The sequence below is a fragment of the Sphingopyxis sp. UBA6723 genome (assembly GCF_002454115.1).
GTDB lineage: Bacteria > Pseudomonadota > Alphaproteobacteria > Sphingomonadales > Sphingomonadaceae > Sphingopyxis.
In genome coordinates, this window is the sequence record NZ_DKIH01000011.1 from 175,329 (window position 1) to 200,168 (window position 24,840).

At 63.9% G+C, this 24,840-nt stretch carries 21 protein-coding genes, 1 tRNA gene and 1 pseudogene; 8 read left to right on the top strand and 15 right to left on the bottom strand.

Going from position 1 to position 24,840, the window contains the following annotated elements; translation table 11 throughout:
- Positions 1–1,291, top strand: a pseudogene (locus B4F07_RS11850) (ATP-binding cassette domain-containing protein); the annotation flags it as partial.
- A gap of 258 nt (positions 1,292–1,549) precedes the next feature.
- Here the strand turns inward: B4F07_RS11850 and B4F07_RS11855 are convergent.
- The 8 genes from B4F07_RS11855 to B4F07_RS11890 all read right to left on the bottom strand — a co-directional run bounded on the left by B4F07_RS11855 (position 1,550) and on the right by B4F07_RS11890 (position 8,353).
- The gene (locus B4F07_RS11855; RefSeq protein WP_293704809.1) at positions 1,550–2,095 is read right to left on the bottom strand and encodes a type 1 glutamine amidotransferase domain-containing protein; all 546 of its coding nucleotides are present in this window, start codon (positions 2,093–2,095) and stop codon (positions 1,550–1,552) included.
- A 31-nt stretch (positions 2,096–2,126) separates the two neighbouring features.
- A complete protein-coding gene (locus B4F07_RS11860; RefSeq protein ID WP_293704811.1) occupies positions 2,127–3,266 on the bottom strand; it encodes a glutathione-independent formaldehyde dehydrogenase in 1,140 nt (379 codons plus the stop codon).
- Between the two features lie 457 nt (positions 3,267–3,723).
- A complete protein-coding gene (locus B4F07_RS11865) occupies positions 3,724–4,017 on the bottom strand; it encodes a putative quinol monooxygenase (protein ID WP_062344850.1) in 294 nt (97 codons plus the stop codon).
- A 111-nt stretch (positions 4,018–4,128) separates the two neighbouring features.
- Positions 4,129–4,869 (bottom strand): SDR family oxidoreductase, encoded by a 741-nt coding sequence (locus tag B4F07_RS11870; RefSeq protein WP_037473338.1) that lies wholly within the window; start codon positions 4,867–4,869, stop codon positions 4,129–4,131.
- 76 nt (positions 4,870–4,945) lie between these two features.
- The gene (locus B4F07_RS11875) at positions 4,946–6,097 is read right to left on the bottom strand and encodes an L-dopachrome tautomerase-related protein (RefSeq protein WP_095388659.1); all 1,152 of its coding nucleotides are present in this window, start codon (positions 6,095–6,097) and stop codon (positions 4,946–4,948) included.
- On the bottom strand, positions 6,094–7,200 hold the full coding sequence (locus tag B4F07_RS11880) for an NADH:flavin oxidoreductase/NADH oxidase (protein WP_293698019.1): 1,107 nt from the start codon (positions 7,198–7,200) through the stop codon (positions 6,094–6,096). Before B4F07_RS11880 ends, B4F07_RS11875 begins: the two co-directional genes overlap by 4 nt.
- The gene (locus tag B4F07_RS11885; RefSeq protein WP_037479517.1) at positions 7,200–7,658 is read right to left on the bottom strand and encodes a VOC family protein; all 459 of its coding nucleotides are present in this window, start codon (positions 7,656–7,658) and stop codon (positions 7,200–7,202) included. The genes B4F07_RS11880 and B4F07_RS11885 overlap by 1 nt, the downstream gene beginning before the upstream one ends.
- Complete coding sequence (locus B4F07_RS11890) at positions 7,658–8,353, bottom strand: type 1 glutamine amidotransferase domain-containing protein (RefSeq protein ID WP_037479462.1); 696 nt, start codon at positions 8,351–8,353, stop codon at positions 7,658–7,660. Before B4F07_RS11890 ends, B4F07_RS11885 begins: the two co-directional genes overlap by 1 nt.
- 174 nt (positions 8,354–8,527) lie before the next feature.
- Here B4F07_RS11890 and B4F07_RS11895 point away from each other — a divergent pair, with 174 nt between their 5' ends.
- Positions 8,528–9,442, top strand: a complete 915-nt coding sequence (locus B4F07_RS11895; RefSeq protein ID WP_293704819.1) for a LysR family transcriptional regulator — start codon at positions 8,528–8,530, stop codon at positions 9,440–9,442.
- Between the two features lie 183 nt (positions 9,443–9,625).
- Here the strand turns inward: B4F07_RS11895 and B4F07_RS11900 are convergent, their stop codons facing one another.
- From B4F07_RS11900 to B4F07_RS11910, 3 genes are all read right to left on the bottom strand, one after another.
- Positions 9,626–11,704 carry an integrase gene (locus B4F07_RS11900; protein ID WP_293698031.1) on the bottom strand — a complete coding sequence of 693 codons (2,079 nt, stop codon included), beginning with the start codon at positions 11,702–11,704 and terminating at the stop codon, positions 9,626–9,628.
- Positions 11,705–11,817: 113 nt separating this feature from the next.
- Positions 11,818–11,892, bottom strand: a tRNA-Gln gene (locus tag B4F07_RS11905).
- Between the two features lie 56 nt (positions 11,893–11,948).
- Positions 11,949–13,034: a branched-chain amino acid aminotransferase gene (locus B4F07_RS11910; RefSeq protein ID WP_293698034.1), complete on the bottom strand. Its 1,086-nt coding sequence runs from the start codon at positions 13,032–13,034 to the stop codon at positions 11,949–11,951.
- A gap of 78 nt (positions 13,035–13,112) precedes the next feature.
- On the opposite strand from B4F07_RS11910, the gene B4F07_RS11915 reads away from it, so the two are divergent.
- Complete coding sequence (locus B4F07_RS11915; RefSeq protein ID WP_293698037.1) at positions 13,113–13,625, top strand: MarR family winged helix-turn-helix transcriptional regulator; 513 nt, start codon at positions 13,113–13,115, stop codon at positions 13,623–13,625.
- Between the two features lie 98 nt (positions 13,626–13,723).
- Here the strand turns inward: B4F07_RS11915 and proC are convergent, their stop codons facing one another.
- Both proC and B4F07_RS11925 read right to left on the bottom strand, forming a co-directional pair.
- Positions 13,724–14,554 (bottom strand): pyrroline-5-carboxylate reductase, encoded by an 831-nt coding sequence (proC, locus tag B4F07_RS11920; RefSeq protein ID WP_293698040.1) that lies wholly within the window; start codon positions 14,552–14,554, stop codon positions 13,724–13,726.
- Between the two features lie 19 nt (positions 14,555–14,573).
- Positions 14,574–16,250 (bottom strand): alkaline phosphatase family protein, encoded by a 1,677-nt coding sequence (locus tag B4F07_RS11925; protein WP_293698043.1) that lies wholly within the window; start codon positions 16,248–16,250, stop codon positions 14,574–14,576.
- A gap of 101 nt (positions 16,251–16,351) precedes the next feature.
- Between B4F07_RS11925 and B4F07_RS11930 the strand changes: the two genes are divergently transcribed.
- From B4F07_RS11930 to B4F07_RS11950, 5 genes are all read left to right on the top strand, one after another.
- Entirely contained in the window at positions 16,352–18,418 is a 2,067-nt protein-coding gene (locus B4F07_RS11930; RefSeq protein ID WP_414711679.1) for a protein-disulfide reductase DsbD family protein, read from the top strand.
- A 115-nt stretch (positions 18,419–18,533) separates the two neighbouring features.
- Positions 18,534–19,274: a TlyA family RNA methyltransferase gene (locus tag B4F07_RS11935; protein ID WP_293698049.1), complete on the top strand. Its 741-nt coding sequence runs from the start codon at positions 18,534–18,536 to the stop codon at positions 19,272–19,274.
- A 61-nt stretch (positions 19,275–19,335) separates the two neighbouring features.
- A complete protein-coding gene (locus tag B4F07_RS11940; protein WP_293698052.1) occupies positions 19,336–19,887 on the top strand; it encodes a TspO/MBR family protein in 552 nt (183 codons plus the stop codon).
- A gap of 37 nt (positions 19,888–19,924) precedes the next feature.
- Positions 19,925–20,281 (top strand): accessory factor UbiK family protein, encoded by a 357-nt coding sequence (locus B4F07_RS11945; protein ID WP_293698055.1) that lies wholly within the window; start codon positions 19,925–19,927, stop codon positions 20,279–20,281.
- Positions 20,282–20,416: 135 nt separating this feature from the next.
- A complete protein-coding gene (locus B4F07_RS11950; RefSeq protein WP_293698057.1) occupies positions 20,417–20,923 on the top strand; it encodes a YbjN domain-containing protein in 507 nt (168 codons plus the stop codon).
- A 108-nt stretch (positions 20,924–21,031) separates the two neighbouring features.
- Here the strand turns inward: B4F07_RS11950 and B4F07_RS11955 are convergent, their stop codons facing one another.
- Positions 21,032–21,985, bottom strand: a complete 954-nt coding sequence (locus B4F07_RS11955) for a right-handed parallel beta-helix repeat-containing protein (protein WP_293698060.1) — start codon at positions 21,983–21,985, stop codon at positions 21,032–21,034.
- A gap of 202 nt (positions 21,986–22,187) precedes the next feature.
- Positions 22,188–24,812, bottom strand: coding sequence for a methionine synthase (metH, locus tag B4F07_RS11960; RefSeq protein ID WP_293698062.1), 2,625 nt, complete (start codon positions 24,810–24,812; stop codon positions 22,188–22,190).
- Between the last annotated feature and the right edge of the window lie 28 nt (positions 24,813–24,840).

Sequence of the window (24,840 nt, forward strand, 5' to 3'; positions counted from 1 at the left end):
GGCAGATGGCGAAGCCTTGCTCACTATCCTTGAGCGCCTCAAGGCGGCAGGCAACTCCTTGTTCGTCGTCGAACATGATCTCGACGTGATCCGCCGCGCGGAATGGCTCGTCGATGTCGGGCCGGGAGCCGGGGAAAAGGGCGGTGAAGTCCTCTACAGCGGGCCGATAGAGGGGCTTGCCGACGTCGAGACTTCGATCACCCGCCGCTACCTGTTCGAAGAGCCGCTCCGCAGTGAGCGCACACCGCGCGATCCCAAGGCATGGCTACGTCTGGAAGGGATCAGTCGTAACAATCTCCGTGGTCTCGACGTCGAATTTCCCATCGGCTGCTTCACCGCTGTCACCGGCGTTTCGGGATCGGGCAAATCCAGTCTTGTCAGTCAGGCGCTGCCCGAGCTCGTCACGGAACACCTCGGCGGCTCCCCCGTGGCCGAGGACGAGGATATCGATCCGCTGCTCGAAGTTGCTCAGAACGATACTGAAGGACGCATTATCGCAGGCATGGAGCATGTTCGCAGACTGGTGCGGGTCGATCAGAAACCGATCGGCCGCACGCCGCGCTCGAACCTATCCACCTACAGCGGCATGTTCGACCATGTGCGAAGGATCTTCGCTGATACGCCGCTCGCCCGCCGGCGACACTATAGCCCGGGCAGGTTCTCGTTCAACGTCGCGCAAGGCCGCTGCCCGGTGTGCGAGGGCGAGGGATACGTCATGGTGGAGCTGCTGTTCCTGCCGAGCGTTTTTGCGCCGTGCTCGACCTGTCATGGCTCTCGCTACAACCCGCAAACGCTCGAAGTCGAATGGAACGGGCGCAATATCGCCCAGGTGCTCGAACTGACGGTGGACGATGCGTGCGATTTCTTCGCTGGCGAGGCATTCGTGATGCGCTCCCTCGACGTGTTGCGGGAGATCGGTCTTGGCTATCTGAGGCTCGGTCAGCCGGCGACCGAGCTGTCTGGCGGGGAAGCGCAACGCATCAAGCTGGCGACTGAACTGCAACGCGCTCAACGCGGCAACACGATATACATCCTCGACGAGCCAACTTCGGGGCTTCACCCCTCCGATGCGGACCGGCTGATGCAACATCTGCAGGGCCTAGTCGACGCCGGCAATACGGTCGTGGTCGTCGAACATGACATGCGCGCCATCACGCAGGTGGACTGGGTCATCGATCTGGGACCGGGGGCCGGGGAAGATGGCGGCCGTATCGTTGCCAGCGGAGTCCCTGGCGTCGTTGCGGAAGCGGAAGGCAGTCTAACCGCCCCCTATCTCAAAGCGGCGCTGTAGGTCGTAAATTTGGCCGAACGCACGTTCGACCAAGTGTATCTCAACCGGACGCTGGAATGGGTCGAATCTGGGAGCGGGATCGGGCAAGATGGCCACCGCGGTTGACGCGGCTTTGGGTTTGAGCGCTCGTGAGGCGCGCCGTGTTCGTCTGATAAGCGGCGTATCGGACGGCCAGTCGCCAGCCATCCGCTACGCCTGTTTTGTGCGGACCTTCTCCAGGGAGCGGGCCCTCACATGGTTCCTCGAGATGGCCCCGTCTTAATTCCCTGCTGCGATTTCCTCGACGAGTTTGGCACAGAAGGCGGGCAAATCATTAGGATCACGGCTGGTAACAAGGCCATTGTCGACCACGACTTCCTCATTGGTCCATGCACCGCCGGCGTTCTCGATATCGACCTTCAGCGTCGGGTAGGACGTCAAGGTGCGACCCTTGAGCACGTCCGCCTCGATCAATGTCCACGGTGCATGGCATATAGCCGCAACAGGTTTTTTCTGATCGAAGAAGGCCCGGATAAAACCAATTGCCTCGGCGCTGCCGCGCAGTTTGTCGGCACCGACTGTCCCTCCGGGCACAACAAGTCCGTCAAAATCGTCGGCTTTGACATCGGAAAACGTCTTGTCGATAGTATAGCTGCCGCCCTCGTCGAGATCGCTATTGACGGTGCGAGCCACGCCCGCTTCAAAACTGACCACGGTCACTTTGCCGCCAGCCTTCTCGATAGCCTGCTTGGGCTTCGAGAATTCTGGTTCTTCCGTTCCGCGGGGTGCGATCAGAATGGCAACTGATTTGCCCTCTAAAGTCATAAACTATTCCCTATTCGGTTAAAGACCAAAGTCAGGCGCCCGGCTTGAGCACGACTTTCGTCCAACCAGCATCGCGCTCGTCGAAATGCTTGTAGGCGTCTGGTGCCTGATCGAGCGGCAGTCGGTGCGAGATGATTTGGGCAGGATTGGCCCGGTCCTGCTCGATAAGCTTCATCAGTCGCCGGTTGTAGTGCTTTACATTGCACTGGCCGGTACCGATCTTCTGACCCTTGAACCAGAAGTTGCCGAAGTCGAACGCCATCTTGCCTTCCTTCTGGAGATCGTCGGGCGCGTTCGGGTCTTCCGGAATGAACACGCCGACGACGCCGATTCCGCCGGTGGCCTTCGTGCTTTTGACAAGGCAGTTCATCGTGTAATTGCTGCGCTCCTTGCCGTGGCGATCGCAACACTGGTATCCGACCGCCTCGACCCCCCGGTCGGTCCCGAGGCCGCCGGTTGCGTCAAGGATCTGCTGGGCTGGATCGCCCTTGCGCATGTCGATCGGAATGGCGCCCATCGCCTCGGCCAGCTTGAGACGGTCATCGTGAGAATCGACCACGAAGATCTGCGAGGCACCGCGAATTTCGGCTGAGTGCGCGGCCATTAAACCGACCGGACCGGCGCCGTAGATCGCGATGCTTTCGCCAGGCATGAAGCCTGACAGTTCGACGCCATGCCAACCCGTCGGGAAGATGTCGGAGAGCATGACATAGTCATCCTCCTTCTCCTCGGCGTCCTCAGGCAGCTTCAGACAATTGAAGTCCGCATAAGGAACACGCATCAACTCGGCCTGGCCACCCTGCCACGGACCCATCTCGGCAAAGCCATACGCTGCGCCGGCGGTTCCAGGGTTGGTCGTGAGGCAGAAACCCGTCAAACCCCGTTCGCAATTTTCGCAGAAACCGCAACCGACGTTGAACGGCAAGCACACGCGATCGCCCTTCTTGATACAATCTACGGCAGAGCCGACTTCGACGACCTCGCCAAGGTTTTCGTGACCGAAGACCCTGCCCTTCTCGAAGCTGGTACGGCCCTCATACATGTGAAGGTCCGACCCGCAGATATTGGTCGTGGTCAGCCGGATGATAACATCGGTCTGCTTTTCGACCTTGGGATCATCGATAGTATCGACAGAAACATCTTTGGGCCCGTTGTACACGACAGCTTTCACGGATCTCTTCCTTTCGCAACTCTTCTGAACGCGTCATCAAATCTAGAGCTTGGTGTTGATCCGGTCCATCGCAACGACGGAGGACATCGCACCCATTCCAAGTGATCTCAGTTTCCTGAACCTTCTGCTACCTGAGAGGTTCCTTCCCGGAGGGCCATTCTCGGATCGATTCACGGCTGTTTTCTAAGACTGGGCCAGAACGGGCGAATAACGCGCCAAGTTGATGTGCCCAAGAATTTCCCGCGAACAAATCGTGCCGCTACATCGCGCCACGTCAACGGCGCTTGATCAGTGAATTCAGAGGTGTGATAAGCGCAAAAGACAAGGCCATCCACTATCGCGGATGGCCTGTCGTATTCATTTACTCATTTCTCGGTTCGGCCGGGGCATCCATTCGGGATGGAGACACGAGCCTTACACTGCAGCCAAACGGCAGCTTAGGGTGCCGACCGCTCCGCTATTTCGCGGCCAGCAGGGTGAACTTGTGAATCTGCGGCGGTTCGGAAAACAGTTCTTCTGCCTTGTCCATCAGTGCGGCGGCAACCTTGCCGTCAAGATGGGCCTGCCGATCCTCCTCAGTGTCGAACGTATCGAAGATCGCGTACGCACCGGGACCTTCCTCGATCGCATACCAGGTCAGAGTGCCCGCCTCAGCTTGAACGAGCGGCAATGCCGAGGTCAGGAAATCGGCGACATCGCGCTCTTTTCCGGGCTTGGCCTTCAGTGGTACATACAGGGCAAGTTTGGGCATAAATAACTCCTCAAGTGAAACGGACAGATATTATTCGGCAAAGTAACGGACGAGCAGACCGGTACGTTCCCCATGAGGCGGAGCACACGCGGCCCCGCCTCCTCGTCGAAATCAGAACTCCTGTGCGGTCGGCCGGATGACGATCGCGTTGACGTCGACGTCATCAGGTTGTTCGACAGCGAACGCGATAGCACGCGCCACCGATGCCGCCGGGATGGCCTGCTTGTAGAAGTCCAGCACCGTCTCGGCAGCCGTGCCGGATGTCGTGAACTTCAGATTGCTTTCGACAGCTCCAGGCTCGATTGACGTGACCCGGACCTTTTCCCCCACTTCGTGGCGCAAGCCCTCGCTGATCGCGCTGACGGCAAACTTTGTGCCGGAGTAGACCGTGCCGCCCGGTGCGAAGACCTTGATGCCCGCAACCGAGCTCAGGTTGATGATGTGACCGCTGCCCTGCTCGAGAAAACCGGGAAGGGCCGCCGCGATGCCGTAGAGCGTACCCTTCAGATTGACGTCGATCATCTGGTCCCACTCGTCGGTATTGACCTCGGCCATCGGACGGATCGGCATGAGCCCGGCGTTGTTGATCAGCACGTCGAGGCGGCCGAAGTCGGCGACGATCGCGGCGACGACAGACTGGACCGCCGACTTGTCGGTTACGTCGAGCGCGTAACTACGTGCCGTGCCGCCGCTTGCGGCGATGTCCGCGACGACCTCGTCGAGCCTGTCCTTGCGCCGGGCGGCGATGGCCACCTTGGCGCCGCGTTCAGCGAGAAGCCGCGCGGTTTCTGCGCCGATACCGGTGCTGCCGCCGGTGATGAGAACGACCTTGCCTTCGATACCCTTGGTCATGACTGTATTCCTTCAAGTCAGTTGTTGATTTTTCGCCGGATCGCGGCCCCGCGCGAGCCCGCCCGGCCTGATGGGGTCACTGCGAGCGCAACAGGACGGGACCGGCGCCCACCTTGATGCGGAGCAGTTCGTAGGGCTTGCGGCGCAAGTCCCGCCCGCCGTGGAAGCCTGGCTGGCGGTGAAGCTGGTTGGCGGTGAAGTAGAGGTAGCCGTCGGTGCCGATCGACAGCGTGTCGGGCCAGCTGATGCGCGGGTCGCTGACCACCGTCGTCCAGCTGCCCTGGTCGAGCACGCGGATCGCGTTGTTCTCGTAATCGCCGGCGAACACGCGGCCGTTGTCGTCCTCGGCAATCCCGTCCGAGGCGCCTTTGCGCCCCAGGTTGCGGACCGCGCGGCCCAACCCCTCCTCGGACACCGCGGCATCGCGCAGCAGCGCCGTGGGCACCGCGTGCAGCGTGCGACCCGACAGCGGTCCATAGTAGAGCAGGCTGCCGTCGGCGCTGAGCGCAATCGCGTCGCTGGCGATCGCGACCGGCGTCGCGGGGCCGTCGGCCGGGCGGTTCATGAGCACCGCGCCGTCGACGACCGGGGTGAAGCCGCGCTCGGGGTTGGTCGTCGCATGGTTCGACAGGCGCCGGATCGCACGCCCGCTGGCGATATCGACGACGATGATGCCGCCGACACCGGCGTTGCTGCTGTCGGTGATGTAGGCGACGCCCTCGGCGCCCTGACGCAGATCGAAGCGCACGTCGTTGAGGTAGGTCGTGGGCAGCACCACGCTGGGCGGCAGAACGATCGTCTTCACCACCCGGTTGGTTGAAAGATCGATCGCCACCAGCTTTGCACCGCCGGCCTGGGGCTGGGAGAAATTGGGCGCCGCCGTGTCGAGCACCCAGAGGCGGTTGGCGCCATCGGCCACCACGCTCTGCACCGAGATGAAATGCCCCGCCGGGTCGGCCGGATCGGGCCGGTTGGTCGCGGCGTCGGGATAAGGCACCGCCTTGCCGTCGACCAACTCGGCCACCGTGAACGGCGCGTTGTCGCCCCATTGCGGGAAGTTGACAAAAATGCGCCCGTTGGGGGCGACGGTCACGCCAGTCGGCATCGCGCCATCGAAGGTCGCGACCTGTTCGATCTGGGGCGCGGATGCACTCTCGCGGGTCGTCGAGCAGGCGGCGAGCGTTAAAGCCGCGCCCGCGGCAAGAAGCAGTTTGACGGAGATTTTCATGGGATCATTTCCTTGAGAATGCGGCCCGCTTCCTGGGGCTCGGACCGGAGATATTGCGGGGGCGCCTTGACCGATGCGCCAAGCGCGGCGGCGGCGTGCCAGGGCCAGCGCGGATCCCACAGCGCAGCCCGGGCGATCGCTATGGCGTCGGCATGCCCGTCTTCGAGGATGCGCTCCGCCTGGTGCGGATCGGTGATCATTCCGACCGCCACGACCGGCATGGCGACCGCGTCCTTGACCGTCCGGGCCAGCGGCACCTGATAGCCGGGGCCGACCGGGATCTGCTGGCGCGGGTCGAGGCCGCCGCCGGAGACGTGGATCGCCGAACAACCGCGCCGCTCCAGTTCCTGCGCAAACCGTGCGGTTTCTTCCGCCGTCCAGCCGCCTTCAACCCAGTCGGCCCCGGAAACGCGGACGGTCACCGGGCGGTCGGCCGGAAATGCTTCGCGCACGGCATCGAACACTTCGAGCGGGAACCGCATCCGGTTGTCGAGGCTGCCGCCGTAGTCGTCGCCGCGCCGGTTGGAGATCGACGAAAGAAACTCGTGGAGCAGATAGCCATGCGCGGCGTGGATCTGGATGGCTTCGATGCCGAGCCTGCCGGCGCGCCGGGCGGCATCCGCGAACGCCTCCCGGATGCGGGCAAGCCCTGACTCGTCCAGTTCGACAGGGGGATGGTCGTCCGGAGCGAATGGGATGGCGCTGGGTGCCACGGTCTGCCAGCCATTCTCCGCATCGGGGGCGATCTGCGTTCCGCCGTGCCACGGCTTGGCGCAGCTCGCCTTGCGGCCGGCATGGGCCAGCTGGATGATAAGCGGCATGTCCGACCAACGGCGCACACTTTCGAGCACGCTTCGCATCGCCGCTTCGGTACGGTCATCGTACAGGCCGACGTCACCGTAGGTGATGCGCCCTTCCGGGCTGACCGCGGTCGCCTCTATCGTCAGCGCGCCCGCGCCCGAGAGCGCCAACTCCCCGAGATGCATCTGGTGCCAGTCGGTCATCGCGCCGTCGACTGCCGAATACTGGCACATCGGCGCGATAACGATGCGGTTGGCGAGCCGCAGCCCGCCAACCTCAATCGTTTCGAACAATTTCGCCATCACCATTCGCCCGTGTTGGGCATGGAGGCCCAGGGTTCGACCGGAGCCTTGTGTTCGCCCTGCTGCAGCAGTTCGATCGAGATCCCGTCCGGAGAGCGGACGAACGCCATGTGCCCGTCGCGCGGGGGGCGATTGATCGTCACGCCGCCCGCCTGCAGCCGCGCGCAGATTTCGTAGATGTCGTCGACCTGATAGGCGAGATGGCCGAAGTTTCGGCCCCCCGTGTATGTCTCGGCAGGGCTGCCGTCCTCGGGCGGCCAGTTGTACGTCAGCTCGACCTCGGCATCGCCCTGCTCGCCGTCGCCGCGGAAATCCTCGTCGGCGGCAAGGTAGATCAGCGTGTAACGCCCGGCCTGGTTCTCCATGCGCCGGGTCTCCTTGAGACCCAGCAGCGTGAAGAAACGGATCGACGACTCGGGATCGGCGACGCGCAGCATGGTGTGGAGATAGCGCATGATCAGGCGACCTTTTCCTTGAGGGCTTCCATCACGAGTTCCGCGGTGCGCGCCGCGCTGGCGGGGTTCTGACCGGTCACCAGATTGCCGTCGCGTAGGGCGAAGGGGGCAAAATCGGGGCCGCCCTCGTGCTTGCCCCCAAGTTCCTTGAGGCGCGTTTCGAGCAGGAACGGCACCGCCTGATCGAGGCCGACCGCGCGCTCCTCGCTGTCGGTGAAGCCCGCGACACGGCGGCCAGCCACGAGGGGCGTGCCATCGGCCTTCTTCGCCGAGACCAGCCCTGCCGGTCCATGACAGACGGCGGCGACGATCTTGCCTTCGCGGTCGAAGCGTTCGACCAGGCGGGCCAGTTCGTCGCTGCCGGGGTAATCGAACATGGTGCCGTGGCCACCGGGCAGGAACAGCGCGTCGTAGCCGCCGGGATCGATGCTGGTGAACACCGGCGTGCCGACAACCTCGGCCTTCAGGGCCTCGTCCTTCAGATAGCGCTCGACCGAAGCGTCGTTCTCGCCGTCGGCATTGACGCTGCGCTGGTCGACGGGGATGGCGCCGCCCTTGATCGAGGCAAGCGTCACCTCGGCGCCCGCATCGCGGAAGGCATAATACGGGGTGGTAAGTTCCTCGAGCCAGACACCCGTCGGTTCGGTGCCGGGGGTCATGCGGTCGGCGGAGGTGGCCACCATCAGAATGCGGGTCATCGTCAATTGTCCTGTTCCATTGATGTCCGGGACACGAGCAAACGCACCCGGCGCAGCCGCACCCGCCACAAAGACAGCTGTGAGAGCTTTCAGCAGTTGGCGGCGATTTTTCATTCGATCGTGCCTTTCGGCGGCTTAGATACGCCGGGAACGGCATCATGAAATCCAGCGGGAATGGCGGACGGCCATAAATCCGCTTATGGAACCGCAATGTCCCTCCTGCAGTTGCGCACCTTCGTCGAAGTCTACCGCCGTCGTTCACTGAGCGAGGCGGCCCGGGCAATCGGCATTACCCAACCGGCTGCGTCGCAGCACATCGCATCGCTCGAGGCGCAATTGGGCCGTCCCTTGTTTGATCGCCATTCGCGGGGTGTTCGACCAACAGCGATTGCCGACGATCTGGCGGCTTCGATCGGAAGCAGCCTCGACACGGCGGAATCGGCACTGGCCAGCGCGCGGGCCCGATCGTCGCGCATCTCGGGCACGGTCCACATCGCCGCACCGTCGGACCTGCTGGGAGAGATGATCACGCCCCGACTGGCTCCGCTGCTGGAAGCAGGGCTGGACCTGCGCCTGCATATCGGCGGGCGCGAGGCGCTTTATGCCATGCTCCTCGAAGACAGGGTGCATCTGGCTGTCACCGCCTCGAAACCCGAAGATCCGCGGTTGGCCTTCCATGCGCTGGGCGAAGAGCACCTGCGCGCCGTAGCCTCTCCCGCCGTGGCTATGCGGATTGCCGAATTGCCGCTGGTCGAAGGGCTTAATCAAACAGCCCACCTAGCCTACGATCTTGACCGGCCGCTGCTGCGAACCTGGCTCCATGCAAACCAGATCGAGCTGACTAGCCAGCCCGCCTTGACCGCGCCCGATCTGAGGGTGCTACGGTCGGGATTGTACGCGGACCTCGGCTGGACGGTACTGCCCGGCTATCTCACCCGCAGCGAACGCGCTGCCTGCACGCTGATCGAGATACCCGCGCCGATCATGGTGCCGCTCAACGCTTTCTACCTTGTGTGGGCACGCTCATCGCTGCGACACCCGCGCGTGGCCATGGCTCGGGACGCCCTGATTGCTGCACTCCAAATATAATTGTGGCCACGCCTGCTGGGCCGTCAGCACAATTTCGGGTCTGAACCAGTTGAGCGCTGGCGAACGAACGGCGGCTTTCGGGATCGTCGGCGACAAGGCCGAACGGCCGGATGTGGGCGCATAGCGGCCGTAAACGATGGCTTAGCCACCCAGTGATTATTTGATATTTAGTCCGACATGGTGTCAACCGCGCTTGCGCCGCCCGGCGCTCTCGCGAGTTGGCCGCGCGCCCCGCATGCAAACGGGTAGCAACCGGATTTCTACGGCATCTGGCAGATGGGCTGTCACCTTGGGTATCTGGTTTACAATATCGAACAAGATTTGGAGGCGCGTGGCGCTCGCGTATCGACTCGCATTCTCCCCACCAGTCTTTTGACCGAGGAGGTCCGACCGAAATTCTTCGAACGTCTGTAGCATCTTCAGTTCAGTGCTAACCATATGCCGGCCGCTGTGGACCGCCTGTCCCGGCTTAACGAGCGTCAGACGTTGCTTAATGTGAAGCCATACATTCTTGAAAAAGACATCCCCCAGCGCACGCCCTGTGCGACCGGGCTGGATTTCTGGAAAGAGGTACTGCTCGCCAGCTTCGTTCATGGCTTGGACATAATGCAGGAAGCCCAAGCGACGCAGCTCGTCGCAAATAGGAATCTTACGGACGCTGGTCGCGTTCTTGACGCCGCCCGCGGACGTCTTCCTGATGTTGACAAAAAAGATACCGTCTTCTTCGCCGATATCGTCGACCAAAAGCTTACAAGCTTCCTCGCGTCGCATGCCTGAATACCAGACCAGCGGCATGACCCAATAGGCTGCGTCGTGCCAAATCGAGCCTCCCGGCGTCACGGACAAACGCTGAGGCAAATCGACGCCCGTACCGCCGGTCCAGATGCCGAGACGAAACAATTCCTCGCCCTGCGCAATCGTATAGGGGTCGCGCTCGTTGCGCTCGTCCATGTCATCCTCCTCGAGGATGAAATCCGAGAAATCAAGCGGCGCCATGGGCGTCTTTGTCGCCAGCCACGAGCACAATCTCTTGAGGTTGGCGAAATGGCGGTTGATGGTGCCTACGTCGAGTCCGATCGTGATCGAAACTTCTTCACCTTGCTCCTCTGCTTCCGCAAGACGATCGAGCGCCTCGCTGCAAATGTCCTCCAATGACATCCCTTCATGACGGGGCGACTTATGATGCGACGACGGTAACCGGTTCAACTGGTCGTAAAGCCGGTTGAGGTCTTCTTGGCTTGTTGCTGCCAGGGCCTTGCCATTGTTCGACTTGCCGAAAAGAAAGGGCGCGGCCTTGAATTGACGCTTCTGGCTGGCACCCCAGACTTTCGGCTGCGATTTGCGCCTTTTGGGGCTCGCACCCTCGTTCAACACCGGCGCGTCGTCCCGTCCACGGGCCTTTGGTTTCAGCTCCATATATTTTTCTACCGCCTGCATCGGGCTAAGGTCGGCATAATAGTTCTGCGAATCGCTGAATGTCGACGCTGGCGCAGGCACAATGGTGCTGGCGGTCCACGCGTTTGGAGGCGCGGGGGCGGAGATCGGGGGAGGCATCGAAGTCTGCAGAGGCGCTCGCCCGAGCGCGTTCATGAGCGCCAAGCTGTGTTCGATGGCGCGAACTTCGGGGCTGTCGTAGGTTGCCGCGGCCGTCAACCGTGCCCCACACATGATCTGCCGGGCAATTTCGATGCGGTCAGCCGCTGGCTCGATGTCGAGCCGCTCCAGCAATGCCTTTGCCTCATTCAGCAAATTGCCTGGAACATCGCCGGCTTGGGAAAGCATTGCATAAAGATTGGCGCGGGCCTCGTCATCCAGCGACGGAAAGCGCTTGTCGAATGACCCGATGTAATCGATGCCCATATAGTCGTCGAAGCCATTTGCGATGAAATCGCCGTTAAACGCTGCATAGATCGAGAGCATCTGGTGGAAGCGAGCGGTGACATTGCCCTCACCGTCCTTCTCGATCACCGCCAACTGATGCGCCAGCATGTTGCGATACCGCACCATCTCCTCTCGAAAGAGATGGTTCACCTGCTCGCTGGTCAGTCCTTCCTGCTCGATCCGTTCGTATAAGCTCATTCGCACAACCTCGCTTCGGCTGGTCATCGCGACCGCGCGCCGTCGCGCGACCGACTGGTCCTTCGTCAGAAGGCTGACCGTTGTTACGATGGTTATAGGACGTTCAAGCCGTCCAACGAAGCGCACCCGGCGACGCCACCAGTAGGTGGCCCCGCGACGGTTCACATTTTCGATTGCTGGCATCAGGCACTGGCTCCACCCACTGGTAGCAATTGATGCCACTGCGATGGTCGGCCTTGCTCAGTTAAGGGAGAAACCTGGGGTTTTCCGTCCCTTGGCTGAGGCACAGCACCGGCTGGCTGGGGCGGCAGGATTCGAACCTGCGAATGGCGGCATCAAAAGCCGCTGCCTTACCACTTGGCGACGCCCCAACGGGCCGGTGCGAGGCGCGCTCTATAACGCGCCGCCGCCTATTGCAAGGCGGCGCTTAGAGCCGCGTCACCCAGCCGTGTGGATCGGCGGCGCGGCCGCGCTGGATGTCCACCAGTCGGTCTTTCAGCATAGCGGTCACCTGACCCGGACCACCGGCGCCGATGGTAAAGCTGGTGTCGCCGCGCGTGACTTTGCCCACCGGGGTTACCACCGCGGCGGTGCCGCAGGCGAAGCTTTCGGTCAGCTTGCCGCTTTCCGCATCGCGCTGCCACTGGTCGATCGCATAAGGTTGTTCATGCACCGTCAAACCGGCATCGCGCGCCAAGGTGATGATCGTATCGCGGGTGATGCCGGGCAGGATCGTGCCGGTCAGCGGCGGGGTGACGATGCTGCCATCATCGAACACGAAGAACATGTTCATGCCGCCCAGTTCCTCGATCCAGCGATGTTCGGCGGCGTCGAGGAAAACGACCTGATCGTGACCCTTCGCGGTCGCCTCGCGCTGCGCGATCAGGCTGGAGGCATAGTTGCCGCCGCATTTGGCGGCGCCGGTGCCGCCGGGTGCGGCGCGGGTGTAATCTTCCGACACCCACAGCGAAATCGCCGGAGCGCCCGACCGGAAATAATTGCCGACCGGCGAAGTGATCACGAGGAACTGATATTCGGCCGCGGGCTTCACCCCCAGGAACACCTCGCTCGCGAACATGAAGGGGCGCAGGTACAGCGCGCCGCCATCGACCGGCGGGAACCAGCTAGCATCGGCGGCAACGGCTTCCTTGACCGCCGCGATGAACATCTCCTCCGGCATTTCGGCCATCGCCATGCGGCGTGCGCTGGCGTTGAAACGCGCGGCATTGGCCTCGACGCGGAACAGCGCCATCGACCCATCGTCGAGGCGATATGCCTTCAGGCCCTCAAAAATCTCCTGCGCATAATGGAGCACCGCGGTAGCGGGATCGAGCGTCAGCGGCCCGCGCGGCATTACCTGTGCGTCGTGCCAGCCCTGCCCCTCGGCGTAGCGAATCGACACCATATGATCGGTAAACACGCGCCCGAACGCCGGATCGGCAATCGCCGCCGCGCGTACATCGTCCGCGACCGGATGGGGGTGCGGCAGATGGGTGAAGGCGGGAGCGGACATGCGAAAACACCTATGGTTACGGGGTCTATGGTGCGCGCCTCTTGCCAAAGACGAGCGCGGCGCGCAACGATAGTGACTATGCCGGATGAAAATTTTCTTTCACAAGTACCCGCTGCTTCTGCCCTTTTCTTGCGCGAAGACGAAGTGCGTCGTGGCATCGAATTTCTGTTTTTTGCGCATGCTTCGCTGTGGCGGTCGATCGATGCGCAGCTGGCCGAGCAGGAACTGGGCCGGGCGCATTACCGCGCGCTCTATTTCATCGCGCGGCAACCGGGGCTGACGATTTCGGACCTGCTTGCGCTGCTGGGCATCACCAAACAGTCGCTGGGCCGGGTGGTCAAAGAGCTGGAAGCGCGCGAATTGCTGACGACGCGGCCGGGCAATCGCGACCGGCGGCAAAAGGAACTGCGGCTGACCGAGACCGGACGCACCGTCGAAGCTGCGACCTTTGTGCTGCTGCGCGACACGATGAGCCGCGCCTATACGCACGCAGGGCAACAAGCGGTGACCGGCTTCTGGCACGTTAGCGAGGCGTTGGTCCCCGCCCGAGACCGCAAACGCATTGCGGCGCTGGGGAAAGAGGCGGGTTGATCGATACCGTCGCCCCCGCGCAGGCGGGGGCCGCGGTCGGTTTACGCAGCGGAGCAGGATTAGGCGGAGAGCGGCCCCCGCCTGCGCGGGGGCGACGGTTATGTTTCGCCGCGCGCCAGATCGGCCAGTTCGCGCCCGCGATCGCGCGCAGCGCGCAGCACATTGGTGAGCAGCGCCGCCAGCTGGCCATCGCTGTCGAGGACATCGAGCCCCGCCTGCGTCGTGCCGCCCTTGCTCGCGACCTGCGCAATCAGCACCCCGGGCTTTTCGCCGCTGTCGGCGAGCAGCGCGGTGGCGCCGCCGAAGGTTGCCGTGGCCAGTGCGAGCGAATCCTCTGCCGACAGGCCGAGACGTTCGCCTGCGGCAGCGTAGGATTCGATCAGGCGAAAGACGAAGGCGGGGCCGCTGCCGGTAAAGGCGGTGACCAGATCCATCGTCGAATCGTCGGCGAGCCTCACCGTGTGTCCTAGCGGATCGAGCAGCGCCGCGATCGCCGCATTATCGGCGTCACCTGACGTCGCCACCGCCGTAACCCCGGAGCCAATACGCGCCGCAAGGTTCGGCAGGATGCGAACATGCGCGCCCCCGCCCGGGAAACGCGCCGTGAGGTCGGAAAGCGAGACACCTGCCAAGATCGACATCAGATGGACGTCGGCCGTCACGTGCGGTGCCAGTACGTCGGCGACGTCGCCCAATTGCTGAGGCTTCATGCCCAGCATGATCCAGTCGGCAGCGCTGTTCGCGGCCTGCCATTCGCCCAGCGACGGATATTGCACGACGCCATCGCGCGGCGTCGCAAAGGGATCGACGATCGCAACCCGCCCGCGGTCGAGTCCAGCCGCGAGCCACCTGTCGAGCATCGCGCCCGCCATATTGCCGCAGCCGACCAGCAGTAACCGACCGAGAAAATTCGTCAAAGATTGCGTCATATTCTGTTCTATGCGTTCCCTAACGACAGCTGCTTTCCGGACCCGAAAGCAGGTCGAGGCAGCGTCCGTCGATCTTTGCCGCATCGACGGCCAAGCCAATCAGCGATGCCAGCGTCGGCATGATGTCGACCGTCATCACCGCATTCGGTTGTTCAAACCCGGCCAGCCCCTTGCGCCAGAACAGCATCGGCACCCGCCGGTCATAATCCCACGCCGACCCGTGCGTCGCAACATAGCCGAGTCCCGATTCGGGAATCGGGGTGACGCGTGGCTTCAGGACCACGATGAAGTCGCCCGACCGGTCCGGATGGAACGACGCGCGCAGCTTGTCGTGGAGGCTCCAGGTGTCGGGCGCCTGTTTCGAAAATGGCCGGTTCGCCAGCTCATCGGCCGTCACTACCGCCTCGATCTGCGGATGCGCGCGCAACCGGGCCAAAATTTCAGCCTCTGCGGCCTTGCGATGCGCCGGGGTTAGCGCCTTCGACAGATACATGTCGCCGAACGGCCCGTCGCCATAGAGCAGCGGCTGCGGCAGGCCCAGCTTTTCGGCAACCGCCTTGCCCAGCGCGTCGGGGTCGAGCGCGCGATCGACGCGCTCAGCGGTGGGCCAGGCGTTCTGGCGATTGCGTTCGGGCATGTCATGGCCGCCATGGTCGGCGGTCAGCGCGACGACATAGTCGATGCCGGTCGCGTCGAGCCGTGCGAAGAAATCGCCGAGTTCGCGGTCGAGTCCCATCATCTGGAGGCACATTTCGGCGCCCGCGGTACCCACGCCATGGCCAACATAATCGGTTGCCGACAGGCCGACGATCAGCAGGTCGGTGACGCTGCCCTCGCCCATCTTGCGGACCTGACGCAGGGCCGCGGCGGTCGCGAGGACCGCGCCATCAGCCTCGGGCGACGCGAGGAAGCGCCGGAAGTCGCCGGCATCGCGCGCCAGGCGGCCGGTTCCAACAGTGGCACCCTTGTCGCCGACCGGGATCGCGATGTCATGTGCGGCGCAATCGGCGGGCAGCGCCAGCCCCGGGCGCGGCTGCGCAATCGCGGCGGCGATTGCCGCACCGGCCTGCGTCGCGGTCGGCGACAGGGTGGTACCGCGGTAACTGGTGAGACCGGTGGGGGCAAGCCACAGCAGTTCGTCGGCCTGCCGCCCGCCCATCATGATTGCGGCGCGGTCCTTGCCCGCGACCGAGACGACCTGCGTCTTCGGATCGCGCGCATTCATCATGTCGCCAAGGGTCGGGACGAGCAGATGGTTCACCGACGGCGCATATTTGCCGCCGCCCGACGCGGTGCCGCGGACACTCTCGTCTTCGGCGCAATAGATGCGCTTGTCTTCGCGGGCGACCGAGAGGTCGAAGTAATTGTTGGCGACGATCCCGGCGCGGCCCGGGTGGCTGCCGGTCAGGATCGTGGCATGGCCGGGGCAGGTTTCGGTAGCGGCCTGCGCCTGATAGCCCGACGGGAACACCACACCCGACGCGAGCCGTGCGAAGCCGCCGGTGAATTTGTCGCGATATTCGGCGAACAGGTCGGCCGACAGCTGGTCGACCGCGACGACGACGATCAGCTTGGGCGGCGGCGTCGCGGCGGTCACTTTCGGGACGGGCTGCGCTGAATTTTGCGCGAGCACGGTGCTGGCGCTGCCAACGCAGAGGATGGCGGCCAAGGCGATTTTGAGATGTTTCAGCGTCACGAGCGGCGTCTCCGTTGCGAAGGGGTGTCAGCGCGGGCTGTCCTCTCGGCGAAACCCGCCTATATGGCAAGCCTCGAGAGACAGGTGACAGCGGAACCGGCATGGATCGCGGCAAGGACGTTTTTGTGACAGCGCTTTGGCGCTCGGTGCTCGCGCTGCTTGCGTTCGCCGTGCTCGCGCTCGGCCCCGCCAAGGCGCAATCGACGCATATCCAGCCGAAGCTGGTCGCCGAATCCACCGTGCCCGCGCCCGGCGGGACTACGACGCTGGCGCTCACCATGACCCCCGACGCGGGCTGGCACGGTTACTGGATCAATGGTGGCGATGCCGGGTTCGGGCTATCGGTCGAATGGAATTTGCCCGAGGGGGTCACCGTGGCGCCCTTCCGCTATCCGGTGCCCGAGCCCTTGATCCTGTTCGGCATGATGAACCATGTGTACGAGCATCCCTATGCGCTGCTCGCCGATGTGGACGTGGACGAAAGTGTCGCGCAGGGGAGCGACCTGACCCTGTCGGGGGTCGCCAATTGGCTGGCCTGCACCGACAAGGTTTGCGTGCCCGAACGCGCCGTTGTTTCCGTTGCGCTGAAAGCGGGCGACGGCGCCGTTGCGGCCGCGACGCGTGGCCGCTTCGACGGCTGGCGCGCGTTGTTGCCGCAGCCGCTCGATCGCAGCGGAACGTGGGAGCGGCGCGGCGATACCGTGCGTTTCGCCATCCCCCTGCCCGCCGGATCGGCGCTCGATGCGCCGTATCTGTTCGCGCAGACGCAAAATCTGGTCGATTACGCCGCGCCGCAAACTTTCAGCCGCAACGGCGATTTCATCATCGTCGAGACGCGCGCAAAGGGAGAGGCGAGCGGGCCGGTCGCGGCGCTGCTCAAGCTCGGCGAAGGACGCGGGCTTTCGGTACAGTTCGAACCGGGCGCGGTCCCCGCCGCGGGCGAGGCGATTGCAGGCCCGACGGACGCGATCGACTTGGGGCTGTTCTGGACCGCGCTCGGCGGCGCGATCCTCGGCGGGCTGACCCTGAACCTGATGCCCTGCGTCTTCCCGATCCTCAGCCTCAAGGCGCTGAGCCTCGCGCGCTCGGGCGGCGACGCACGGTCGGCGAGGATCGAGGCGCTCGCTTACACCGCAGGCGCGATCGTCACCGCGCTGCTGCTCGGCGCCGCGCTGCTCGCGCTGCGCGCGGCGGGCGAGCAGGTCGGCTGGGCGTTCCAGTTGCAGCATCCGGTCAGCGTGCTGGCGCTGCTGATCCTTGCGCTCGCGATCACGCTCAACCTGCTGGGTGCTTATGAGCTGCCGTCGTTCGGCGGCGGACAGGCGCTGGCGGGCAAGGAGGGCGCAGCGGGCGGTTTCTGGACCGGCGCGCTTGCCGCCTTTGTCGCGACGCCGTGCAGCGGGCCGCTGCTCGGCGCGGCGCTCGGGGCGACGCTCGTGCTGCCCACATGGGCGGCCCTGCCGATCTTTGGCGGCCTTGGACTCGGCCTTGCCCTGCCCTTTCTCGCGGTCGGGTTTGTCCCGGCGCTGCGCAACCGCTTGCCCAAGCCGGGGCCATGGATGGCCAAGTTCCGCAAGTGGATGGCGCTGCCGATGGGGCTGACCGCGCTCGCGCTCGGCTGGCTGCTGTGGCGGCAACTCGGCAGCGGGTCGCAGCTGATCTGGCCGATTGTCGCGGTCGCGATGGCGCTGGTGCTGCTCACCCACTATGGCGCGATGCAGCGCGGCGACCGGCGGTCTTGGCTGCTGATCGCGGCAGGGCTGCTTTTCGTTGTTGGTTTGGGTGGAACGGTAACGGATGTTGCCGACGCGGAGCGAACAGCCGCAGCGAACGGATCGACCTTCTCGCCCGATGCGCTCGCCAAGGCGCGCGCCACCGGCAAACCGGTGTTCGTCTATTTCACCGCCGACTGGTGCCTGTCGTGCAAGGCGAACGAGGCGGGGGCGATCAACCGCGAGGCGGTGCAGGAAGCATTTGGAAAGGCTGGCGTCGTCACGCTGGTCGGCGACTGGACCAATGGCGATCCGGTCATCACGCGCACGCTGACCGAGCATGGTCGCAACAGTGTGCCGCTGTATCTGTGGTACGCGCCCGGTACGGCCAAGCCCGAGATCCTGCCACAGATACTGACGCCGGGGATGCTAACCGACAAGGTTGAGGCGAAGTGATCGCCCTTGGTCGTCATTGCGAGCGAAGCGAAGCAATCTCCAGCTATCGGCCTCTGCCGACGATAGCTGGAGATTGCCGCGTCGCTTCGCTCCTCGCAATGACGGGATTGGACTGATGGCCAAGGTCCGCGCCGATCAGTTGCTCGTCGATCGCGGCCTCGCCGAAAGTCGGACGCGCGCGCAGGCGCTGATTCTGGCGGGGCTCGCCTTCGTCGGCGACCGCAAGATCGACAAGGCCGGGCAACAGGTCGCCGAGGATGCCGAGATCAGCGTCAAGGGCCGCGACCATCCGTGGGTGTCGCGCGGCGGCATCAAGCTTGACCATGCGCTGACCCATCTCGGCTGGGACGTGACGGACGCGGTCGCGATCGACGTCGGGTCGTCGACCGGGGGGTTCACCGACGTGTTGCTGAGCCGCGGCGCAGCGCGCGTCTATGCCGTCGATTCGGGGACCAACCAGCTGGCGTGGAAGCTGCGCCAGGACGAGCGCGTGATCGTCCACGAACAGACGAGCGCGCGCATCCTGACGCCTGCGCACATCCCCGAACCGATCGACCTGATCGTCTGCGACGCGAGCTTCATTGCGCTGTCGAAGGTGCTGCCGGTGCCGATGAGCTTTACCAAAGACGATGCCCGCCTCGTCGCACTGATCAAGCCGCAGTTCGAGGCCGAACGGCACGAGGTCGGCAAGAAGGGCGTCGTACGCGATGCCGCGGTCCACGCGCGGGTTTGTGCGGCGGTGCGTGATTGGCTGGAACAGAATGGCTGGACGGTCGTTGAAACGGTCGAAAGCCCGATCACCGGGCCGGAGGGTAATGTCGAATTTCTGATCGCCGCGGTCAAAGCTGCCGCTTGACGCCAGCCCCGCCCGCCGCGACATCCTAGATCAGCCGATTCCCGCGCAAAGGACCATGTGCATGACCGAGATCGCTACACCGGGCCAGCTTCGAATGTCGTATCTGCGCTGGGCGCTCGTCACCGTCCCCGCCATCGTCCTGATCGGCAGCCTGATGGGCGTGCTGTCGAACAGCGGCTATGGCAATCGCTGGTTCGCGTCGCTCGACCTGCCTGCGATCACCCCGCCCGGCTGGGTGTTTGGGGTCGTGTGGCCGATCCTTTACATCATGCTCGGCCTGGCGCTGGCGATGATCCTGCACGCGCGCGGGGCCAAGGGGCGCGGGCTGGCGCTGACTTTGTTCTTTGTCCAGTTGATCGCCAATTTCGCCTGGTCGCCGCTGTTTTTCGGCCAGTATCAGGTGACGAGCGCGCTTTACCTGATCATCTTCATCCTGATGATGACGATCGCGACCACCTTTGCCTTTGCCCCGATCCGCAAGGCGGCGGCGTGGCTGCTGGTGCCTTATATGGTCTGGCTCAGCTTTGCGGCGATCCTGAATTTTCAGATCGACCAGCGCAATCCCGATGCCGAAACCCTTGTCCCCACCGCCGCCAGCACCCAGATAGGATGACGGCAAGGGACTGAACGTCCGACGAAGGAATTTGAAGATGCAGAGCGAGAACCGCTTTTTCGACGATCTGGCCAAGATGGTGAACGGCGTTGCCGGAACCGTCGCCGGCGCCGGCCGCGAGGCCGAAGCCGCAATGCGCGAACGCGCCAAGGAATGGGTCGGCCGGATGGATTTCGTCAGCCGCGAAGAATTCGAGGCGGTGAAGCAGATGGCCGCAACCGCGCGCGCCGAGACCGAGGCGCTGAAGGCGCGGCTCGACAAGCTGGAAGGCGGAGCGAAGCCTGCGGCGGCGCCGAAGGCGGCTGCAAAGCCTGCGGCTGCACCGAAAGCTGCGGCGAAGCCTGTGGCTGCGCCTAAAGCCGCGGCAAATCCTAAAGCAGCGCCCAAGACATAGTCGTCACCGCGGCGAAGGCCGGGGTCTCACCCTCGCGTCTTTCCGCACGGGCGAGATCCCGGCCTTCGCCGGGATGACGATTGGTGGCGGGCATCGCGACTCGCCACCCGATCGAACAGCCGCTAAAGCGCCCCCATGAGCGAAGATATTTACGACGACGAAGACGGCCAGGACGCAGCCCCGATGGATATGCTGTCATCCTATTTCGCCGCGCACGACTGGCCGCACGAAATGGTCGGCGAGGATGAAATCGTCGCGACCGCGCAGGGCAGCTGGACGACCTATGAGCTGCGCGCCGTGTGGCGCGCCGACGATGGCGTCATCCAGCTGCTCGCCTTTCCCGACATCCGCGTCGTCGAGGACAAGCGCGCCGTCGCGCATGAGGCGCTGGCACTGATCAACGAGCAATTGTGGCTGGGCCATTTCGAGCTGTGGTCGAACAGTGGCACGATATTGTTCCGGCACGGGATGCTGATCGGCGGCGACGCATCGCTGTCGCTCGACATGACCGAGACGCTGATCGAAAGCGCGATCGACGAATGCGAGCGCTTTTACCCGGTGTTCCAGTTCGTGCTGTGGGGCGGCAAATCGCCCGCCGAGGCGCTGGCGGCATCGCTGATCGAAACGCGGGGGGAGGCGTAACCCCTACCCGAGATCCGTTTGTGTCGAGCGAAGTCGAGACACGCTGACATCGTGTATGCCCTCGCGTGTCTCGACTTCGCTCGACACGAACGGGATTTCAGATCGGACTTACCGCTTCTCGAACCGCGTCAGCCCCGCGCCTAGCTCGTTCGCCCCGATCGCCAGCGGCTCGCCGCTCCAGTCGGCAACAAACACCGACGTGCGACCGATGCCCGCGGGCAGGCTGGCGAGATTGCCGGTGATCGACAGGCCGCGCGATGGGTTCTTGCGCTCCTCGGCGGCGACCGCGATCAGCGCCGAATAATTTTCCTTGTCCTTGCCCTGCACGAACAGGTTGTTCGCGATCTGGCCGACCGATCCCGACGGCAGGTCGATCATGTAATTCGTCGCCTTACCTTGGGTGTCGTCAAAGCTGTTGTCGTTGATATCGACCGCGATGGCCCGCGTTTTGAGATAATGGCCGCCGCTGCCCTTTTCGAAGCGAGTCCGCGTCACGACGACCTTGCCGTAGATGCCGGTGTAAACACTGTGCGCGCAGCTGAGGCCGCGGTCGCAGCGACCGAGGCGCGAGAAGGTCGAGCGGTCGATGGTCAGCGTGGCTTCGGGATCGTCGGCGGTCAAAATGCCCTGCTCGCTGTTGCGGAACATCGCGTTCACGATGTCGAGGTTACTCGTTTCCAGCCGGACGCCCGCGCCATTGCCGTCGGGGACGCGCATGTTCTGGAACACCAGCCCGTCGATCCGCGCGCCCGCGCCGCGCAGGACCAGCGCGGCCTTGCCTTCGCAGGCGACGCCATCAAAAATTGCCCGGCCGGGTTCGGCAGCGACAAACGCAATGCGGCCCGCCGTCTGTACGGCGCAGTCGCGGTGATAGCCGGGGGCGATGCGGATCGTCCCCTCGCCGTCGCCGATGGCATCGACCGCTTCCTGGAGCCGACTGAACCCGCGGCCATCGACGCTGTACGGCGCGCCGCCGGTCTGCGCGGGGAGCGGCGCCGGGGCGAGAAGGAGCGGCAGGGCGAGCAGCGGCAGCAGGGGCCGACGGAAGAATGACTTGAGCATGGGCGGGCCATAGCGGCTTTTACGGCGACAGTCGTTGGCGAAGCTGGTTAATCCTTGGCGTGTCCTGTTGTCGGACAGCCTAATATCCAATCGTTACACTGGGGCGTCCCTGCGAAGGCGGGGACCCATCACCTGCCGGTTCGAGATGGTCCCGACCGGAGATGGGCCCCTGCCTTCGCAGGGGCACGCGAGTTTCAACCGCTCAATCCAAATTGGGCCGCAGCCAGCGCGTCGCGGTTTCCAGATCGACGCCGCGGCGGCGCGCATAATCTTCCAGCTGGTCGCTGCCGATCCGCGCGACCCCAAAATACTGGCTTTCGGGATGGCCGAAATAGAAGCCGCTGACCGCCGCGGTCGGCAGCATGGCAAAATTTTCGGTCAGCACCAGCCCGGCATTTTCGCCCGCGGCGAGCAACTCGAACAGGATCGGCTTCAGGCTGTGATCGGGACAGGCTGGATAACCGGGCGCCGGGCGGATGCCGCGATATTCTTCCTTGATCAGCGCCTCGTTGGTCAGCTGTTCGCCGGGGGCGTAGCCCCACAGGGTGGTGCGGACATGCTGGTGCAACCGCTCGGCGAACGCCTCGGCAAACCGATCCGCCAGGGCTTTCAACAGGATGTCGGAATAATCATCCTTGTCGGCGCGGAAGCGTTCGGAAAACGGCTCGATGCCATGGATTCCGACCGCGAAGCCGCCGATCCAGTCGCCCGCCGGATCGATGAAATCGGCGAGGCACATATTGGCGCGATCGCGGCTTTTCTTGACCTGCTGGCGCAGGAAGGGGAGCGTCACATGGCGCTCTTCTTCGACCAGATGGATCGTCACATCGTCGCCGTCGCGCGCGCAGGGCCAGAAGGCGCAGACGCCGCGCGCGGTCAGCCATTTTTCGGCAATCAGCTGATCGAGCATCGCGTCGGCATCGGCCTTCAGCGCGCGTGCGGTCTCGCCGACCACCTCGTCGTCCATGATCGACGGCCAGGTGCCGTGCAATTCCCACGCGCGAAAGAACGGCGTCCAGTCGATGCAGTCGCGCAGATCGTCGAGCGACCAGTCGTCGAAACGGTGTAGCCCGGGCTGGAGCGGCGGCGCGGGTTTGTCGCTGAGATAGGCGTCGTAATAATTGGCGCGCGCTTCTTCGATCGTGTGGAGGACGCTCTGTCCCTTGCCCGCGCGCACATCGCGGATATGGCCATAGTCGTCCTTGTAACCCTGCACATAGGCGTCGCGCCCGGTGTCGCTGACCAGCGCGGTCGCCACCCCGACCGCGCGGCTGGCGTCGAGGACGTGAAGCACCGGCCCCTGATAGGCAGGATCGATGCGCAGCGCCGTATGCACCTTCGAGGTCGTCGCGCCGCCGATCAGCAGCGGCATCGTCATCCCGGCGCGCTGCATTTCCTCGGCGACCGTCACCATCTCGTCGAGCGAGGGGGTGATCAGTCCCGACAGACCGATCATGTCGGCGTCATTTTCGTTCGCCGCCTCCAGGATTTTCGACCATGGCACCATCACGCCGAGGTCGACGATCTCGAAGCCGTTACATTGCAGCACAACGCCGACGATATTCTTGCCGATATCGTGGACGTCGCCCTTGACGGTGGCCATGATGACCTTGCCCTTGCCCTTCGCGCCCGGCTCTTTGGCGGCTTCGATGAACGGCAGCAGATGCGCGACGGCCTTTTTCATCACGCGCGCCGATTTTACGACTTGGGGAAGGAACATCTTGCCCGATCCGAACAGGTCGCCGACGACGTTCATGCCGTCCATCAGCGGGCCTTCGATCACCTCGATCGGGCGCGGCATCAGTTGGCGCATTTCTTCGGTGTCTTCGACGACATAGGCGTCGATGCCTTTGACCAGCGCATGTTCGAGCCGCTTGGCGACGGGCCAGCCGCGCCATTCCTCGGCGGCCTTTTCCTGCGCGGGATTGCTGCCCTTATAGCGTTCGGCGAGCGCGATCAGCCGTTCGGTCGGGCTTTCGGCCTCGCCGTCCTTCTTGCGGTTGAGCACGACATCTTCGCACGCCTCGCGCAGTTCGGGGTCGATCGTGTCGTACACGTCGAGCTGCCCCGCGTTGACGATCGCCATGTCGAGCCCGGCGGGGATCGCATGATAGAGGAAGACGCTGTGCATCGCGCGGCGCACCGTCTCGTTACCGCGAAAGCCAAACGACAGGTTCGACAGCCCGCCCGAAAAATGGACATGCGGACAGCGGACGCGGATGACCTTGACCGCTTCGATGAAATCCACCGCATAATTGTCATGTTCTTCGAGGCCGGTGGCGACCGCGAAGACATTGGGATCGAAGATGATGTCCTCGGGCGGGAAGCCAATCGTCGTCAGCAGCTTGTAGGCGCGCTCGCAAATTTCGATCTTGCGCTCCATCGTGTCGGCCTGCCCGACCTCGTCGAACGCCATCACAACGACCGCGGCTCCATAGGCCATGCATTTGCGGGCATGTTCGAGGAAGGGCTCTTCGCCCTCCTTCATGCTGATCGAGTTGACAATCGGCTTGCCGGGGACGCATTTGAGGCCCGCCTCGATCACCGACCATTTCGAGCTGTCGATCATCACCGGCACGCGCGCAATGTCGGGTTCGGCGGCGATGAGCTTCAAGAAAGTCGTCATCGCATATTCGGCGTCGAGCAGGCCTTCGTCCATGTTGACGTCGATGATCTGGGCGCCGTTCTCCACCTGCTGCCGCGCGACTTCGACCGCCGCGGCATAATCGTCGGCGAGGATGAGCTTTTTGAACGCCGCCGATCCGGTGACGTTGGTGCGCTCGCCGATGTTGACGAAATTGGTGGCGGAGGATGTGGTCTCGGTCATTTCATGCTTTCAAGCCCCTCCCCTTCAG

Bases quoted from the DNA above. Each gene is read 5' to 3' on its own strand.
- B4F07_RS11855 (WP_293704809.1), bottom strand. From the start codon at position 2,095: ATGACTTTAGAGGGCAAATCAGTTGCCATTCTGATCGCACCCCGCGGA.
- B4F07_RS11865 (WP_062344850.1), bottom strand. From the start codon at position 4,017: ATGCCCAAACTTGCCCTGTATGTACCACTGAAGGCCAAGCCCGGAAAA.
- B4F07_RS11870 (WP_037473338.1), bottom strand. From the start codon at position 4,869: ATGACCAAGGGTATCGAAGGCAAGGTCGTTCTCATCACCGGCGGCAGC.
- B4F07_RS11875 (WP_095388659.1), bottom strand. From the start codon at position 6,097: ATGAAAATCTCCGTCAAACTGCTTCTTGCCGCGGGCGCGGCTTTAACG.
- B4F07_RS11880 (WP_293698019.1), bottom strand. From the start codon at position 7,200: ATGGCGAAATTGTTCGAAACGATTGAGGTTGGCGGGCTGCGGCTCGCC.
- B4F07_RS11890 (WP_037479462.1), bottom strand. From the start codon at position 8,353: ATGACCCGCATTCTGATGGTGGCCACCTCCGCCGACCGCATGACCCCC.
- B4F07_RS11895 (WP_293704819.1), top strand. From the start codon at position 8,528: ATGGCGGACGGCCATAAATCCGCTTATGGAACCGCAATGTCCCTCCTG.
- B4F07_RS11900 (WP_293698031.1), bottom strand. From the start codon at position 11,704: ATGCCAGCAATCGAAAATGTGAACCGTCGCGGGGCCACCTACTGGTGG.
- B4F07_RS11910 (WP_293698034.1), bottom strand. From the start codon at position 13,034: ATGTCCGCTCCCGCCTTCACCCATCTGCCGCACCCCCATCCGGTCGCG.
- B4F07_RS11915 (WP_293698037.1), top strand. From the start codon at position 13,113: ATGCCGGATGAAAATTTTCTTTCACAAGTACCCGCTGCTTCTGCCCTT.
- proC (WP_293698040.1), bottom strand. From the start codon at position 14,554: ATGACGCAATCTTTGACGAATTTTCTCGGTCGGTTACTGCTGGTCGGC.
- B4F07_RS11930 (WP_414711679.1), top strand. From the start codon at position 16,352: ATGGATCGCGGCAAGGACGTTTTTGTGACAGCGCTTTGGCGCTCGGTG.
- B4F07_RS11935 (WP_293698049.1), top strand. From the start codon at position 18,534: ATGGCCAAGGTCCGCGCCGATCAGTTGCTCGTCGATCGCGGCCTCGCC.
- B4F07_RS11940 (WP_293698052.1), top strand. From the start codon at position 19,336: ATGACCGAGATCGCTACACCGGGCCAGCTTCGAATGTCGTATCTGCGC.
- B4F07_RS11945 (WP_293698055.1), top strand. From the start codon at position 19,925: ATGCAGAGCGAGAACCGCTTTTTCGACGATCTGGCCAAGATGGTGAAC.
- B4F07_RS11950 (WP_293698057.1), top strand. From the start codon at position 20,417: ATGAGCGAAGATATTTACGACGACGAAGACGGCCAGGACGCAGCCCCG.
- B4F07_RS11955 (WP_293698060.1), bottom strand. From the start codon at position 21,985: ATGCTCAAGTCATTCTTCCGTCGGCCCCTGCTGCCGCTGCTCGCCCTG.
- metH (WP_293698062.1), bottom strand. From the start codon at position 24,812: ATGACCGAGACCACATCCTCCGCCACCAATTTCGTCAACATCGGCGAG.